Below are 16827 nucleotides of genomic sequence, written 5' to 3'. Positions count from 1 at the left end.
TTACAAAACAATATTTACTTTTTCGTTTATGGTCTATTCTTCCAGATTCAACGGTATCGCATTCCCAATGTCCTAAGATTTCTCTTTTATAGATCTCCGTAGGTCTTTTTTTAATCGTTCTACCACCGTCATTGAATTTCCCGCGTTTTTCTGTGGGTCTCTTAAATTTTCCTTTTCTTCTTAATTTTTTCATTGTAACTATGAGAAGAATCTTTTTATGGATTAATCGGTAGATTGTCGAAGTTGACGGCACATTCACTATTTCAGATGTTTTCCTATTTGCTATTTGCTCTGGTGACCAGTTTTCTAAAAGTTTTTCTTCTAAATATCTTAATGTCTTTTCATCAACTACACTATTTCTTCTACATCTTAGTCTTCTGTGTTTATATTTATTATTTGCAATTACTGGAAAGTACCTAGTAAAAGATGAAAACTTGTTGTTCGTTATGGTTGTATTCCGATTTAGTTCTCTAGAAATAGTACTAGGGGATCTCTTCAATGCTTTTGCAATTTTTCTTATACTCATCCCTAAGTTTTTAAATTGATAGATACAAGATCTTTCTTCTATGGTAAGATGTGAATAACTCATAGTATTTTACTCCTTTAAAATGTTTGTTTGATCACTCTCATTTTATCATAGAGTATTTTCTATGAGTTTTTATTTTCAGTGTTGCACTTAGTATGATAATTCATCTGTATAAAAAGGTTTAGAAGAATTGGAATTCTGTGGTTGTCTTGACAATAGTTTAAAAATAAATTAAACTGATTACAGTTATACAATCAATGAGCAGGGAGGTTCGATCTATTTGAAAAAGAATATAGGTATTACATTAAGCCTGGCAGCAGCTATAGGTGTTAGTGTAATCGCGCAGTCAAATGTAGATTTCGCTCAACTATCAGAACAATCGGCCACTAAAGTTATAGAAAGTTTAGGAAATATAAAATCTAATCAATTCGTAGGTAATATTATCACAGATTATTCCAATTATAAAAAAGAAAAAGAAGCATCAAGCAAAGAAGATTACAAAGATTATAAAGACGATGCTTTATATATAGCTGATTTAAAAATAGACAAGGCTGTTGTCGAAAGAATAGAAAAAGATATGGAAAAAGAAAAACAAGAAGAGGAAGCATCTTCTTCAGAGTCTACTTCTGTTCATACTATTGGAGAAATTCCGGGACCAAGAAATGATGAGAAAGAGGAAACTCTGATTTCTCAAAATACTTCTGAAATTCCCACTTCTTCACATATCAGCCTGCCAGAGACTGTTGGAGAAATCCCATCCACACCAGCTGAAAAAGAAACTCCTGTAGAAGTTGTGAACATTACGGCTTCTAATACTTCGGATGAGAAGGAAACAAGTACTCCTGCATCTTCTTCAATAAGCGGCAGTGAACATGAAGTTTCAGCGAAACCAAAAAAAGATTCTATAAATACCGAGAAATCCGACAGCAAAACAATTATACCAAAAAAAGAAAATGAATCTCTAAAGCTTAATGAAAATTCTGCTAAAAAAACAGATACATTTGAGGATCGAGAAGAGCAAAAATCTGAACAGTATGTAGTTGTTCATGACGTTTATTTTCGAGAAGATAAATCCAATGAAAGTAAGATTTTAGGAACATTAGAGAAAAATTTAATTGTTGAAGGTAAATCCGACTCCTATTGGATCGAGATGAAACAAGGGGATCAAAAAGGATATGTAAGCGCTAAATATTTAGAGAAAACAGATGAAACTTTAGAAAAAGAAGCGGCTTATTCCACTGCACAAGCTTTAAAAGAAGATTCTGCCGATGTTGAAAAAACTGATGAAAACAGCAGTACAAAACTTGCAGCAAAAGAAGATCACTCTCATAATGATAAAACAGTCTTGGATACATCAGAGTCTCAAAATTCTAAAGAGATGGCAGAAAGTACAAATACTATAGAAGATAAAAAAACCGAAAAATACGTTGTTGTACGCGATGTCTATTTTCGAGAAGATAAGTCCAACGATAGTAAGATTTTAGGAACATTAAAAAAAGATTTTATCGTTGAGGGAAAATCAGATCCTTACTGGATCGAGATTACACAAGGGAATCAAAAAGCTTTTGTCAGTGCCAAGTTTTTAAAGAAAGCCGATGGATCTCAAACAAAGGTATCGGAAGATATTTCTCAGCTTAAAGCAGAGGAAACCAGCATCAATGAAAAAGAATCAGCGGACAGTTCTATAAAAGAAACGAGCGATTCGAAAAATAAGAACTCAAAGATGCAGAATCTTATCGAAGAAGCAAAAGATTTAGCAGCTGGAGATAAACATTTTTCAAAAGAGAAAATAAAGAATTCTAATTTCATCCAATATTTATACAAAACCCATCTAAATATAGAGCTGAGTTCTGATAAGACAGCTCTATCGAAAAATGGCTATGAAGTAAATATTGATAATCTCAAAGCTGGTGATCTCGTATTTAGCTTTGATAAGGAAAAGAATATTGATAAAGCAGGTCTCTATATTGGGGGAAATAGATTTGTTTATCCATCTGAGTCGGGTGTAGAATTTATAAACTCCGATATAAAATCAGATGATTATAATAAAACATTTGTCACAGCGCGAAGAATTATGAATTAGTTATAGAGAGAGTTTGGACGAATGTTCAAACTCTTTGTTTGTTTACGGAATTTTGTTTATAATTAAAAGAGGAGTGCTTATGCTGAAAAAGCATTTTGAAAAAATTGTTCTTGCAGCAGCGATATTAATACTTGCTTTTATGGGCTTTCTAAATCAAAAGCAGGCAGGTGAAGATCAGATTAAACCTCAACATATTGAAGCGGCAGGAGAAGAACCAAGAAGCAAAGAAGAACCAGAAGAAATATTTGTTCATTTAACAGGAGAGATAAAGGATCCCGGGGTTATTTCACTCAAACAAGGAGACCGCTTGGTCGATGCCATTCAGATCGCTGGCGGTCATACTTCGAATGCTGATATGGATAATATTAATCTCGCTTTGAAAATGGAAGATGAAATGAAAATTCATATTCCAAAAATCGGAGAAATGAAGGCAGATTACGAAATTCAAGGGGTTATGGAGGGCGGCACTAAGGAGAATTTAGTAAATATAAACAACGCAACAAAAGAAGAGCTGATGACATTACCTAGTATAGGGGAAATAAAAGCTCAAAAAATTATTGATTTTAGAGAAAAACAGAAATTTGAGAAAAAAGAAGATCTAAAAAATGTATCCGGTATTGGCGATAAAACTTATGAGGAGTTAGAAGAACTTATTACGATATAATAAGGAGCGGTAAATTTGAAAAATATTGAAAATATAAAACTTACAGAGTATGCAAAAACTTCAGGCTGAGCAGCTAAATACGGTCCGGATATTTTATCGCAGGTTCTGCGTGAAGTTCCGAAGATTCAAGATGACAATTTATTAATCGGTGTGGAGACATCCGATGATGCAGCCGTTTATAAATTGAATGAAAATACAGCTATCGTACAGACTTTAGATTTTTTTACTCCAATCGTCGACGATGCTTATACATTCGGAAAAATAGCTGCAGCAAACTCCCTTTCGGATATCTATGCTATGGGAGCTGATCCTAAAATTGCTATGAATATCCTCTGTTTTCCAAATTGTATCGATCCTTATATAATGGGAGAGATAATAAGAGGTGGCAGCGATAAGGTAAGAGAGGCAAACTGTCTTCTTGTAGGTGGTCATACCGTACAAGATGATGAACCTAAATACGGTCTAAGTGTTACAGGATTTACACATCCAGACCATATTTGGTCCAATGCAAATGCAAAAACAGGGGATGTCTTAGTCTTAACAAAGCCTATAGGGATGGGAATCATTAACACAGCTATAAAAGGAGGGATATGCGAATCCTCTCATTATGAACAGGCCATAAAAGCCATGGAGATGCTCAATAAAGATGCGAAAGAAGCGGCAGACGATCTAGGAATACACAGCTGTACCGATATAACGGGATTCGGATTATTAGGGCATTTATATGAGATGGCTCAAGGAAGCGGGAAAACTTTCGAAGTCTTTCATAAAAATATACCTTTTATAGAAGGAACGTTAGAATATTCTTCTATGGGACTTGTTCCAAAAGGAGCATATGATAATGAAAAATTTGTTGGAAACGAAGTAGTCTACATTGATAGGATATCAGACACTATCAAGTCTATATTGTTTGATCCTCAGACCTCTGGCGGGCTGCTGTTTAGTTTATCACCAGAAGATGCCGATATTTTAATCAAACGATTAGGGGATAAATCAATCAATGCATCGATCATCGGAAAAGTAATAGAAAGAGAAGATAATTCGCTTAAAGTTTTTTAAGACTAAGGTGAATGGAAATTGAGGTGTAACATGAGTTTAAAAATATTATTGGCATTTCCCGAATCCAGTTATCGAGAAGAAATTGTCTACAATTTTTCCAGTGATGTTAATTATGAAATCAATAATTGTTCAACGATAGAAGATGCACTAAAGTTTATTCAGAAAGAAGAATATGACATTGTATTAATGGATATGATTTTTAAAGATGGAACAGGTCTTGATCTTAAGAAAAAAATGAATGATATTATTGATATTCCTACTATCTTTGTAACAGAAATTAATGATGATATTCAAAAAGTTTTGGCTTTGGAGTATGGTGCTGATGATTATATTGTATATCCTTTCAATATTTTAGAATTGAAAGCTAGAATCCGAGCCGTTCTTAGAAGAGTTGCTAAAAATGAAGATAAGAATTCAGTCGATAAAGATAACGAGATTGTTATTAATAATTTTAAGTTTAGTATCGTGGGCAGAATGGTTACTTTAGATGATGAAGAAATTGATCTTACTGGAAAGGAATTTGACATCTTGTATATACTGGTATCTAATCCTGGAAAGGTAACTTCAAGAGAAGATATCGCAAAAGAAATCTGGGGAGAAAATTATGAAGGCCATTTAAGAACTGTAGATGTGCATATTAAAAGACTACGTGAAAAAATCGATGACAAAGAATCCACTTTAATCCGAACCAAATGGGGGGAAGGGTATTATTTTGGAAATGAAGAATAAAAAAACTTTCGTATAAATTTATACGAAAGTTTTTTTATTCTGGATAAACGAGACGGTCCTCGGTGATATTATTCAATACATGTATATATTTTTTACATTCGTATTTCGCCATCTGCAAGTTCATATCTTGATAATTTCCGCAATCTTTAGCGCTTGCTCCAGGTATTTCTCCTTTAAAATCTATGATAAAGGAAATCATTCTTTTTAATAGCTCAATAATATCTTTCGACTCATAATCACCCATTAATAAGAGGTAAAAGCCTGTCCTGCAGCCCATCGGACCAAAATAGAGTGTTTTGTCTTTGAATTCTTCGTCGTTTCGCAAATATGTTGCTGCTAAATGTTCTATCGCATGGGATTCGGCAGTATTTAATACGGGTTCTTCGTTAGGGCTTGTAAAACGAAGATCGAAAGTAGTAATAATATTTCCATTATAATCATCTTTACGCGATACATAGACACCCGGCTGCAGTGCATTATGATCAATTGTGAAACTTGTGATTTTTTCCATGAATAATCTCCTTTTATTCAAATGATAGAGGTTCTCTTTGTATAGAAGCCGATAGCACGATTCCTAGACAAATTATATTTGTTATCTGAAAGGTTCCTCCGTAACTAAAAAAGGGAAGGGGGATTCCGGTAATAGGCACAAGACCTATAGACATTCCAATATTTTCAAAAATATGAAATAAAAACATCGCAAATATCCCCATGATAATCAGCTTTTGATAAAGACTCGCAGTTTTATTTGCAACGTGCAAAAATCGATATAGAAGAATCCCGTATAAAAGGATAAGAAATACACCGCCTAAAAATCCAAGTTCTTCTGAAACGACTGCAAAAATAAAATCTGTCTGTTTTTCTGGAATAAAATTATACTGATTCTGGATTCCTTTATTTAGACCTTTTCCGGATAGTTTTCCGGATCCAATGGCAATTTTGCTTTGCATAGCTTGATAGCCTGTATCGGATACATCTCTTTCTGGATGCAGAAAATTGAGTATTCTATTTTTCTGAAATTCATCCAATCTTAAGTATATAAAAGGCAGACTAGCTATTCCTGCAACAATTGCACCAAGAAAATAATTTAGATGCAAACCGGCTGTAAATAACATTACCAGAACAATAAATATCATTACAAAGGCTGTGCCCATATCAGGCTGGCTCATAACTAATAAAATAGGGAGAGCCGCCAAGATTAACACTTTTAAAAGTATTTTTGGTTTATTTAGTTTTTCATGATTGTCTTCAAGGATACGACCTAAAGATAGGATAATTCCTATTTTTGCGATTTCAGAAGCTTGAAAACTAACGGGGCCTATAACAAGCCATGAATTGGCACCCCATTCTTCTTGGCCTACTCCAAAAAAGAACACCAGCAGGAGAAGCGCCAGACTGAATATATAAATCGGAATATAAAGTTTTTTAATCAAATCAATATCGATTAAAAGAATTATCATCAGTAAAAACAAACCGATGCCTGTAGAAATCAATTGGCTTCGAAGTAAATTACCTTCTATACTTAAGGTTGCACTGTTTAGAATTAATAAACCATATATCAGCAGTATACCAAAAGTTATTAGCAAGATCCGATCGATTTTTTGTAAATTTTTTTTTCGTGCTCCAAACATAAAATCACCCATTTTCATTATAACAGAAAATGATAGGATCATTGACTTTGATGCAGAAGAATTTCGATATTTAATTATGATATACTAAGGAATGAAAGATTTAAAGAAAGGTTGTGCAATTTTGGCAAAAAAATGTTTAATAAAGGATACTGAACTGAATACTGTAATTGATATTTTCGCGGGAAAATATCCTGAAACCATCACAGAATTAAATCATTCTAATCCATTTGAACTGCTGATCGCAACGATGCTCTCTGCGCAGTGTACCGATGTAAGAGTGAATATCGTTACGGAAGAACTTTTTAAAAAACTCAAAACTCCAGAGGATTTTGCAGTGTTGACACCAGAGGAATTAAGCCCTTATATTAAAACATGCGGCTTATATAAAACGAAGAGCAAAAATATTGTAAATGCATGTAAATTATTATTAGAAGATTTTAATGGAGAAGTGCCCCAGACACATGAAGAATTAATGAGTTTACCAGGAGTTGGCAGAAAAACAGCAAATGTAGTACTTTCCAATGCCTTTGGAATTCCTGCTATTGCAGTAGATACTCATGTGTTTAGAGTTACAAATCGGATTGGGATTGTTAATGCGGACGATGTATCAAAAACTGAAAAACAGCTTATGGAACGGCTGCCTGAAAAGATATGGTCCGATGCTCATCATTGGTTTATCTATCATGGGCGCCGGGTGTGCAAAGCAAGGAAGCCTCTGTGCGAAGAGTGCGATATCAAAAACTACTGCTGCTACTATAGTTCTTTAGAAAACAAAGGCGGTGATTTATAATGATGCATATTGTTTTACTAGAACCTGAAATGCCCTCTAATACAGGAAATATTGGAAGAACCTGCCTTTTAACCAATACAAGACTGCATCTAATTCGACCATTTAAATTTCAGTTAAATGATAAAACGCTGAAAAGAGCAGGGCTTGATTATTGGAAAGATATTGATTTGAAAATTCACGATTCCTATAAAGATTTTTTGTTAGAAGAACAACCTGAGAAAATATATTATGCAACTACAAAAACAGAGAATTATTATCATGAAAAAGAATATCAGGACGGCGACTATATACTATTTGGCAAAGAATCTAAAGGAATACCTGAAGATATTCTAAAGGCTAATCAAGAAACATGCATAAAAATTCCTATGATATTGGATTTAAAAAGATCGTTGAATTTGGCGAACAGTGTAAATATAGTCCTATTTGAAGCATTGAGACAAAATGGATTTAAGGACTTAGGTTAAAATATGTTGATAATATTTATAGAATTAGTGAGCGGCTTTGCACTGCTGCTATACGGCATTAAACTTTTAAATATTAATGTTTCAAAATTATACAATGTAAAAGTAAGAAATATTCTTAAAAACATTTTGCATTATCAAATATTAGGAGTGCTGTTAGGGATTATTCTAACGATATTTCTTGAAACCAGCTCTGTTACTACAGTGCTGGCGGTAGCATTGGTTCAATCCAGATTTTTAACAATAAAAGATGTTGCAGGATTAATTATAGGTGCGAATATAGGCACGTCTATAGCGGCTTTTCATTTTTTGAATATATCGTCTTATATCTTTTTGCTGCAGCTTTTTATGGGGTTGGTATTATGGTTTTTTTCTGCAAATACGACATTGCTCAATCTAGGAGAAGCGTTAATAAGTCTGTCTCTAATTGTTATGGGTTTATATAGTATACGTTTCGGTTTATACCCTATAACAGAGCAGATGTGGTTTATAGATTCTGTTATAAAGATCAGTCAGCCTTTATATGGTATTCCCTTAGGTATTGGAATAACAACAATGATGCAGTCATCGACGGTATCAAACAGTATATTGGAAAAAATGGCTGCTGCCGGATCTTTTCACTTAAGCCAGTATTTTCCATTTGTAATGGGGAACAATATCGGTACAACGACAACAGCGCTTTTAGCAGGGGTTCGCTGTAATCGCGAGGCCAAAAGAACAGCAATGTTTCATTTTTTATTTAATTTTTTAGGCACGCTTTTATTTCTTATCATACTGCGTTTTCCTATAGACCGTTTGATTGCACTGATTTCCGGAAACGAAATAATACAGATACGATTGGCGCATCTATTGTTTAACATTACAGCAGCTGCTGTTTTATTTCCTTTTACAGATAAAATAATACAACTGGCATGTTTCTTTATACCAGATACTCAAGAAGACGAGTTTAGAAGATTTAAATATATTCAAGATTCATACGCGGATAATCCGAACATTATTATAGAACAATCAAAAAAAGAGATTATCAGACTTGGAAAAATCTTAATGACTAATCTTGATTATACAATAGAAGCGATAACAGAGAATGATGGTACTAAAATTGCAGCAGTATTGAATTCAAAAAAAAATATAGCAGTCCTTTGCAGAAATATTATAGTCTTTTTATCAAATTCGACGATAAAAGAAGGATATTATAAAGATCAAAAAATAAAATTTCAAGATATATCAACGAGTCTATCATCGATTCATGATAGTATCTCCTCTTTGGCAAATACTTATGATGATCGTTCTGAAAGACATATTCGTATTTCTCAGAATGTAAAAAAAGAAATGAAAATTATTGCTCAGAATGTTAGATATTCTTTAGAAAAATCAATATATGCCTTAGAAAACGAAGATAATGAGGCTGCATTAGATGTAATTGAATTAAGAGAATTTATCAATAAAAAAATCCGTAAATCACGATTAATGTTTATTGAAGAATTAGATGAAAATCAGCTTGAATTTCAGAAGCCTATAATCATACTAAGAACTTTAATTAAACTTAATCATATTAGCATTTCTGCTGAGGAGATTTCCAGACGTATCATGAATTTAAAATAAGAAAACATTTTATAAAAGTTTTCTTATACATATTTTTTCTAAATGTTATATAATAAAAGAGTATAGTAGAATAATAAGTTTTCATTCGTATATAAAAAACAAACAAAAAATTAATTGTTATGATAAAGATGCTATAAACTGGGTATTTATAATGTGAAGGAAATAAAAGTGATCTAATGCAATTGTAGATTATCATAGAATCTTAAAGGAGGATTTAGTAAATGAAAGTAGCAGTAAATGGTTTTGGACGTATAGGAAGAGATGTAGTTAGAATTCTTGTACAAAATAATGATCCGGATTTAGAATTAGTTGCCGTGAATATCGTAAGTGATTTGGAAACAAACGCTCATCTATTCAAATATGATTCTATTTATGGAATGTTTGATGGTGAAGTGAGTGTAAATGGAGACGAGTTGACTTTAGGCGACAAAAAAATCAAAGTTGTTAACGACAGAGATCCAGAAAATCTTCCATGGGAAGAATTAGGAGTAGAATTAGTAATTGACTCTACTGGAGCTTTTAGAGATAAAGAAGGTCTTTCCAAACATATCAAAGCGGGTGCAAAAAAAGTATTATTAACAGCGCCAGGCAAAGGTGTAGATAAGACAATCGTATTAGGCGTAAATGATGAAGATTATGATCCAGAAAATGACGTTGTTATTTCTAATGCTTCTTGTACTACAAACTGTTTAGCTCCTGTAGTAAAAGTTATCAATGATAACTTTGGTATTGTTAGAGGGTTAATGACAACAGTTCATGCATATACAAATGACCAAAAACTTCATGATGATTCGCATAAGGATATTAGACGTGCCAGAGCAGCAGCATTAAGTATGATCCCAACAACAACTGGAGCGGCAAAAGCAGTAGCTCAAGTTATTCCAGAAATGGAAGGAAAATTAACAGGTTATGCGATCAGAGTGCCAATTCCTACAGTTTCAATCACAGATGTAGTTTTTGAAATTGAAAAAGAGGCAACTGTAGAAGAAATTAATGCAGCAATTAAAAAAGCTTCTGAAAATGAAATGAAGGGTCTTTTGGGATATTCCGATGATAAATTAGTTTCTATCGACTTCCAAGGAGATTCTCGTTCTTCAATCTTTGATGCGGACTTAACTTTAGTTAATGGTAATATGATTAAAGTTGCATCTTGGTATGATAATGAGTGGGGTTATTCTAACAGAGTTGTAGATTTAGCCAAACTAGTTGCAACTAAATAACATTTATGCCAGAAACCCAATAAGCCCAGTCATCTGACTGGGCTTATTTAGAATAATGAAAAAGAAAGAGGTTTTTATGAATTTAAATAAAAAAGGCTTAAAGGACATAGATGTAAAAGGAAAAAAAGTTCTTGTCCGTGTTGATTTTAATGTGCCTATGTCAAAAGAGAATGCTGGAGAAATTACAGACAATGCAAGAATAGAAGCTGCTTTGCCTACTATAAAATATTTAGTAGAGCAAGATGCAAAAGTGATTCTCATGTCTCATTTAGGAAGACCTAAAGGGGAAGCGAAAAAAGAATTTTCATTAGAACCTGTAGCAAAAGAACTTTCATCTCTATTAGGCAAAGACGTACAATTTTTAGATTCAGATGTAGTAGTGGACGACAGTGTAAAAGAAAAAGTCGATGCATTAAAAGATGGAGAGATTGTTCTTCTACAAAACACACGCTACAGAGCAGAAGAAACAAAAAACGGGGAAGATTTCGCAAAAGAACTAGCTTCACTCGGAAATGTGTTTGTGAATGATGCTTTCGGTACATCTCATCGAGCTCATGCTTCAAATGTAGGGGTATCCTCTATACTTCCTTCAGCATTAGGATTCTTAGTCGAAAAAGAAATTGATGTTATGGGACAAGCTTTAGAAAATCCCGAAAGACCTTTTGTAGCGATTTTAGGCGGGGCGAAAGTTTCGGATAAGATAGGTGTTATTGAAAATCTATTGGATAAAGTAGATTCTATCCTTATTGGCGGAGGAATGGCTTTTACATTCTTAAAAGCAGAAGGAAAAGAAATTGGTAAATCCTTATTAGAAGAAGATAAAATAGAATTAGCAAAAGAACTTATCGAGAAAGCAAAAGAAAAAGGCGTGAAGCTGCTCCTTCCAACAGATGTAGTCATAGCGGATAAAATGGAAGAGGATGCTGATATATCAACAGTTTCCGTGGATGATATTCCGGAAGACAAAGCTGGATTCGATATTGGACCGGATTCTATAAAATTATTTGATGAAGAATTAAAAAATGCAAAAACTGTTGTATGGAACGGACCGATGGGTGTTTTTGAAATCGAGAAATTCAGCAAAGGAACATATGATATAGCAAAAGCATTGAGCGAATCAGATGCTATTACAATTATCGGAGGCGGAGATTCTGCATCGGCAGTTGAAAAGGCCGGCTATAAAGATAAAGTATCCCATGTATCTACAGGGGGCGGCGCATCTTTAGAGTTCTTGGAAGGAAAAGAACTTCCGGGTGTTGCTGCAATTAATGATAAATAGGAGGAAATATGAGGAAACCGATAATTGCTGGAAATTGGAAAATGAATAATAATCCATCAGAAAGCATCGAATTAGTAAAAGAGATCTTGAAAGAAGACTTGGATGGAGATGTAGAGCAAGTTGTCATTGTACCATTTACAAGTATTTATCCAATTACAGAGCTTTTGAAAGAAGAAGATTTAAAATTAGGCGCACAGAATATGTATTTTGAAGAAAGCGGAGCTTATACAGGGGAAGTTTCACCTTTGATGCTTAAGGATTTGGATGTTGATTATGTAATTGTTGGGCATTCTGAAAGAAGAGAAATCTTTAATGAGGATGATAATCTTCTCAATAAAAAGGTTGCATCTGCTTTTTCCCACGGGCTGATTCCTATTTTATGCTGTGGCGAAACCCTTGAAGAAAGAGAAGAAAACAAACAAGAAGAAAAAGTAAAATCTCAAATTGCCAAAGATCTAGAAGGAATTGCTGCTGATAATGTTAAAAAACTTGTGATTGCCTATGAGCCGATTTGGGCAATTGGAACAGGAAAAACTGCTTCTAGCGATGATGCAGAAGCGATGTGCGGTTTTATCAGAGGACTAATTGAAGAAATATATGACAAAGAAACAGCTGATAGTGTCCGCATACAATATGGAGGATCCGTTAAACCTGAGAATGTCAAAGATATTATGTCAAAAGAAAATATTGATGGAGCATTAGTAGGAGGAGCGAGTCTTAAGTCGGACAGTTTCGCAAAATTGGTTAATTTTAAGAAGTAGGAGTAATTGATGAAAAAAGTAATGTTAATGATATTAGATGGATGGGGTTTAGGAAAAGACTATCCAGGAAATGCAGTTCAATTAGCGAATACTCCAAATTTTGACAATCTATGGAAAAATTATCCCCATACAAAACTGATTGCTTCTGGAGAAGACGTCGGCTTGCCAGAAGGACAGATGGGCAATTCTGAAGTAGGTCATTTAAATATTGGAGCAGGCAGAATTATATATCAGGAATTAACAAAAATAACAAAGAAAATTAAAGATGGCACTTTTTATCAAAATTTAGCTTTAAATAAAGTAGTAGATGATGCTGTAGAAAAAGGAACAAAAGTGCATCTTTTAGGTCTATTATCCCATGGAGGAGTGCATAGCCATATCGACCATGTATTTGCTCTACTAGAACTTTGCAAAAATAAAGGGGTCAAAGATGTTAATGTGCATGCATTCTTAGACGGACGAGACGTATCGCCTACCTCCGGCATTGAAGATTTGAAATTATTAATGAGAAAGATGGATGAGCTTGGAGTCGGAAAGCTGGCGTCTGTTTCAGGAAGATACTATGCAATGGATCGTGATAAACGATGGGATCGTGTAGAAAAAGCATATAATAATATGCTGCTTGGTGAAGGAATTCCCTCTTCAAATATTATAGATTCATTGCAGAAATCCTATGATGAAGGGATTACCGATGAATTTATACTTCCAATAACGATGACGGATAAGGATAAACCTGTTGCAACAATCGATGATGGGGATAGTATCATCTTCTTTAATTTCAGACCAGATAGGGCCCGTCAAATGACTAGGGCTATTGTTGACGATGAGTTTCATGGTTTTACAAGACGAAAGAGAATAACAGATTTTACCTATCTCTGTTTAACAGAATACGATAAAACTATTCAAAATGTAATCGTTGCTTATCCTCCGGAAACTTACAAGAATACATTAGGGGAAGTTCTCGCTAAAAATCATAAAAAACAATTGAGAATAGCAGAAACAGAAAAATATGCCCATGTTACTTTTTTCTTCAATGGGGGCGTAGAAGAGCCAAATGAGAATGAGGACCGCTATCTAGTTCCTTCTCCTAAAGTTGCAACCTATGATCTTCAACCAGAGATGAGTGCACCAGAGGTCACAGAGAAAGTCATTGAAAAAATCGATAAAAATGAGTATGATGTAATCATTTTGAATTTTGCCAATGGAGATATGGTAGGCCATACAGGAGTTCTCCCTGCAGCTATAAAAGCCGTAGAAACGGTGGATCAATGTTTAGGCAAGATCATGAAGGCTGTTGATGAAAATGGATATTGTTTATTTGTTACAGCTGATCATGGAAACAGCGAGTATGAAATTGATGAAGAAACAGGCGGACCTTTTACAGCCCATACAACAAACCCGGTACCTTTTATTGCTTATCCAAATAAAGATATAGAATTAAAAGAAGGCATTTTAGCGGATATTTCACCTACAATTTTAGATGTCTTAGAAATAGATAAACCGGATGAGATGGAAAACAGTACATTGATAAAACATTAGGAGGCGTATATTATGAGTACTATTATAGATATTTATGCGAGACAGGTTATAGATTCACGAGGAAATCCAACAGTAGAAGTAGAAGTTGTAACAGAATTGGGAGCGTTTGGTTCTGCTATAGTGCCATCAGGCGCATCTACCGGTGCACACGAAGCAGTTGAACTTCGTGATGGAGATAAGTCTAAATTTATGGGTAAAGGTGTAGAAAATGCAGTAGAAAATGTCAATGTAGATATCGCTGACGAGTTAATCGGATGGGATGTTTTTGATCAAGTTGGTATTGATAATGCTATGATCGCTCTTGACGGAACTGAGAATAAAGGAAAATTTGGAGCTAATGCAATTCTTGGAGTATCTTTAGCTGTAGCTAAGGCTGCTGCAGAAGAAATGAATATGGAGCTTTATGAATATATCGGCGGCATCAACGGAAAAACTCTTCCAGTTCCTATGATGAATATTTTAAATGGGGGAGAACACGCTGATAATAACGTGGATATTCAAGAATTTATGGTAATGCCGGCTGGAGCAAAATCATTTTCTGAAGCATTAAGAATGGGTGTTGAAGTCTTCCACAATTTAAAATCAGTATTGAAAGATAAAGGCTATAATACAGCAGTTGGTGATGAAGGAGGATTTGCTCCGAACCTTAAATCAAATGAGGAAGCCCTTCAAACAATTGTTGAAGCGATCAAGAAAGCTGGATACGAACCTGGAAAAGATGCTTATATCGCTATGGATATTGCAGCAACTGAATTTTTTGAAGATGGAAAATATAATCTTAAAGGGGAAGGCAGAGTGCTTACTCCTGATGAAATGATCGACTATCTTGAAGAAATGGTTGATAAATATCCGATTATATCTATCGAAGACGGATTATCAGAAGACGACTGGGATGGATGGAAAAAACTGACTGATAGACTAGGCGGTAAAATCCAATTAGTTGGAGACGATTTATTTGTAACAAACGTACAACGACTTCAAGAAGGAATTGATAAGGGAATTGGTAATTCAATCCTTGTAAAACTAAATCAAATAGGTACTTTAACAGAAACTTTAGATGCAATTGAACTAGCTAAAACACATGGTTATACTGCAGTAGTATCACATAGATCCGGTGAAACAGAAGATACGACAATAGCAGATCTTGTTGTTGCAACCAATGCAGGCCAAATTAAAACAGGTGCTCCATCAAGAACCGACCGTGTTGCCAAATATAATCAGCTTCTAAGAATAGAAGATCAACTAGGTGATAATGCACAATTTAAAGGACTAGACAGCTTTTATAATCTCTCAAAATAAGGGAGATATTCAATAAAAAAGCATTATCGACATATAATTTGTCGATAATGCTTTTTTATTTCCAAGGATTGCTTGATTTATTTGTCTCTTAATATTCCGTAAATACTATCATATTCATTAGAAAGGATAATCATTTTTTTATTGGGAAACTGGCGGGTAATGTGTGAAGGATCATTTGTATAAAAATAAATATGGTCTTTTCCTTTTAAATAAGCAAAAACATTCTTTTTTGGCTTGTGAAGCATAAAATCTTCTGGAATTAAAGGAAGATTACTTAGATCGATTTCAGTACAATTGGAATCGGAATCCTTTAATATACTGTCGATTAGACAAGATTTTAGAAGAGTATTTTCTTCTGTTAATTTACTGTTCTCATTTAAAAATTTATTCACTAGATTTGGATTTGATTTAGAATCTTTTCGAACTTCATTCACAATACGAGCCCACTGATCGAATAATTGATTCCCACAAATATATTCAAAAACAATTTTATCTTCATGAATAGCTGCATTATGGATATAAAAGCCTCTAATCTCGGAACTGTTTTGAATCAAAGTATCTTGGCAAGGATAATTGTTTAGATTTACGAATTTTATAAAATGTTTTCGAATCTGATAAGTCTTGCCTTCTTCTTTACGAGTACTCTCTTCAAAATATGATTTTATTGGCAGCGAAGATAGGATATAATTATTGATAAGAGTATTTAACCGACTTGCCATATTATCGAGATTATATCCTTCTTTATTAGAAACGGACAGAGAGCAATGATTATTAATTTTAAAATCTTCTACCTCTAGATTATAGATCTCTTTGAGATAATGTTTTAAAATAAGAAAGCTGCTATGATCCTGCATCCTTTGCAGTCTTTTATTCCAATCTAAATCGAGCTGCACAGATCCAGACAGATTTTCTTTTAGCACATGGTAGACTTTGTTGTTTTCTTCATAAATACGTATAATCTTTTTTTGGTTAATCCAACCCTCATCTGATTTGATTTTTTCAGTTCCAGGGAAGAATATGGTTTGCTCCAATTCAAAATGATATTCACCGTTAATAATTTTTTGATGAATTACTTTTGTATTTAAACTATTAATATAAGGGTATTCTAAATATACTTTTTTCATTATAATCACCGTATAAATATTATCATATTTTTAATATAAATTAAACAAAAACAAGAGGTT

The 16827-nt window shown here is 33.8% G+C and carries 16 protein-coding genes; 12 read left to right on the top strand and 4 right to left on the bottom strand.

The features are described from left to right. On the bottom strand, positions 1–589 hold a 589-nt coding region (locus ACTQ46_RS01035), incomplete at its 3' end, for an IS30 family transposase (protein ID WP_441746770.1). 217 nt (positions 590–806) lie between these two features. On the opposite strand from ACTQ46_RS01035, the gene ACTQ46_RS01030 reads away from it, so the two are divergent. The 4 genes from ACTQ46_RS01030 (at position 807) to ACTQ46_RS01015 (ending at position 5061) form a co-directional block, all read left to right on the top strand. Continuing rightward, entirely contained in the window at positions 807–2609 is a 1803-nt protein-coding gene (locus ACTQ46_RS01030; RefSeq protein WP_441746768.1) for an NlpC/P60 family protein, read from the top strand. Positions 2610–2688: 79 nt separating this feature from the next. Further along, positions 2689–3273, top strand: a complete 585-nt coding sequence (locus tag ACTQ46_RS01025) for a helix-hairpin-helix domain-containing protein (protein WP_441746766.1) — start codon at positions 2689–2691, stop codon at positions 3271–3273. A 24-nt stretch (positions 3274–3297) separates the two neighbouring features. Then, positions 3298–4332, top strand: coding sequence for a selenide, water dikinase SelD (selD, locus tag ACTQ46_RS01020; RefSeq protein ID WP_441746783.1), 1035 nt, complete (start codon positions 3298–3300; stop codon positions 4330–4332). 30 nt (positions 4333–4362) lie between these two features. Then, positions 4363–5061 carry a response regulator transcription factor gene (locus ACTQ46_RS01015; protein ID WP_441746764.1) on the top strand — a complete coding sequence of 233 codons (699 nt, stop codon included), beginning with the start codon at positions 4363–4365 and terminating at the stop codon, positions 5059–5061. A gap of 34 nt (positions 5062–5095) precedes the next feature. Here the strand turns inward: ACTQ46_RS01015 and ACTQ46_RS01010 are convergent, their stop codons facing one another. Then, positions 5096–5572 (bottom strand): S-ribosylhomocysteine lyase, encoded by a 477-nt coding sequence (locus tag ACTQ46_RS01010; RefSeq protein ID WP_441746762.1) that lies wholly within the window; start codon positions 5570–5572, stop codon positions 5096–5098. 13 nt (positions 5573–5585) lie between these two features. Then, positions 5586–6692, bottom strand: a complete 1107-nt coding sequence (rodA, locus tag ACTQ46_RS01005; RefSeq protein ID WP_441746760.1) for a rod shape-determining protein RodA — start codon at positions 6690–6692, stop codon at positions 5586–5588. A gap of 121 nt (positions 6693–6813) precedes the next feature. On the opposite strand from rodA, the gene nth reads away from it, so the two are divergent. From nth to eno, 8 genes are all read left to right on the top strand, one after another. Then, complete coding sequence (gene nth / locus ACTQ46_RS01000; RefSeq protein WP_441746758.1) at positions 6814–7482, top strand: endonuclease III; 669 nt, start codon at positions 6814–6816, stop codon at positions 7480–7482. Next, a complete protein-coding gene (locus ACTQ46_RS00995) occupies positions 7482–7946 on the top strand; it encodes a tRNA (cytidine(34)-2'-O)-methyltransferase (RefSeq protein ID WP_441746756.1) in 465 nt (154 codons plus the stop codon). The genes nth and ACTQ46_RS00995 overlap by 1 nt, the downstream gene beginning before the upstream one ends. Positions 7947–7949: 3 nt before the next feature. Beyond that, complete coding sequence (locus tag ACTQ46_RS00990; protein ID WP_441746754.1) at positions 7950–9545, top strand: Na/Pi cotransporter family protein; 1596 nt, start codon at positions 7950–7952, stop codon at positions 9543–9545. A 221-nt stretch (positions 9546–9766) separates the two neighbouring features. Beyond that, positions 9767–10765, top strand: a complete 999-nt coding sequence (gap, locus tag ACTQ46_RS00985; RefSeq protein WP_441746752.1) for a type I glyceraldehyde-3-phosphate dehydrogenase — start codon at positions 9767–9769, stop codon at positions 10763–10765. A gap of 76 nt (positions 10766–10841) precedes the next feature. Further along, a complete protein-coding gene (locus tag ACTQ46_RS00980) occupies positions 10842–12044 on the top strand; it encodes a phosphoglycerate kinase (protein WP_441746750.1) in 1203 nt (400 codons plus the stop codon). An 8-nt stretch (positions 12045–12052) separates the two neighbouring features. After that, positions 12053–12805, top strand: coding sequence for a triose-phosphate isomerase (gene tpiA / locus ACTQ46_RS00975; RefSeq protein ID WP_441746748.1), 753 nt, complete (start codon positions 12053–12055; stop codon positions 12803–12805). A gap of 9 nt (positions 12806–12814) precedes the next feature. Beyond that, positions 12815–14344: a 2,3-bisphosphoglycerate-independent phosphoglycerate mutase gene (gene gpmI, locus ACTQ46_RS00970; protein ID WP_441746746.1), complete on the top strand. Its 1530-nt coding sequence runs from the start codon at positions 12815–12817 to the stop codon at positions 14342–14344. Between the two features lie 12 nt (positions 14345–14356). Further along, positions 14357–15643 carry a phosphopyruvate hydratase gene (gene eno / locus ACTQ46_RS00965; protein ID WP_441746744.1) on the top strand — a complete coding sequence of 429 codons (1287 nt, stop codon included), beginning with the start codon at positions 14357–14359 and terminating at the stop codon, positions 15641–15643. A 77-nt stretch (positions 15644–15720) separates the two neighbouring features. On the opposite strand, the gene ACTQ46_RS00960 is transcribed toward eno, so the two are convergent. Further along, on the bottom strand, positions 15721–16767 hold the full coding sequence (locus tag ACTQ46_RS00960) for a hypothetical protein (RefSeq protein ID WP_441746743.1): 1047 nt from the start codon (positions 16765–16767) through the stop codon (positions 15721–15723). Positions 16768–16827: the final 60 nt, after the last annotated feature.

Origin of the sequence: Gallicola sp. Sow4_E12, assembly GCF_052116305.1 — a bacterium.
GTDB lineage: Bacteria > Bacillota > Clostridia > Tissierellales > Peptoniphilaceae > JBQKLI01.
The sequence above is the reverse complement of the archived record's forward strand: the minus strand, read 5'-3'. Positions and strand labels throughout refer to the sequence as shown.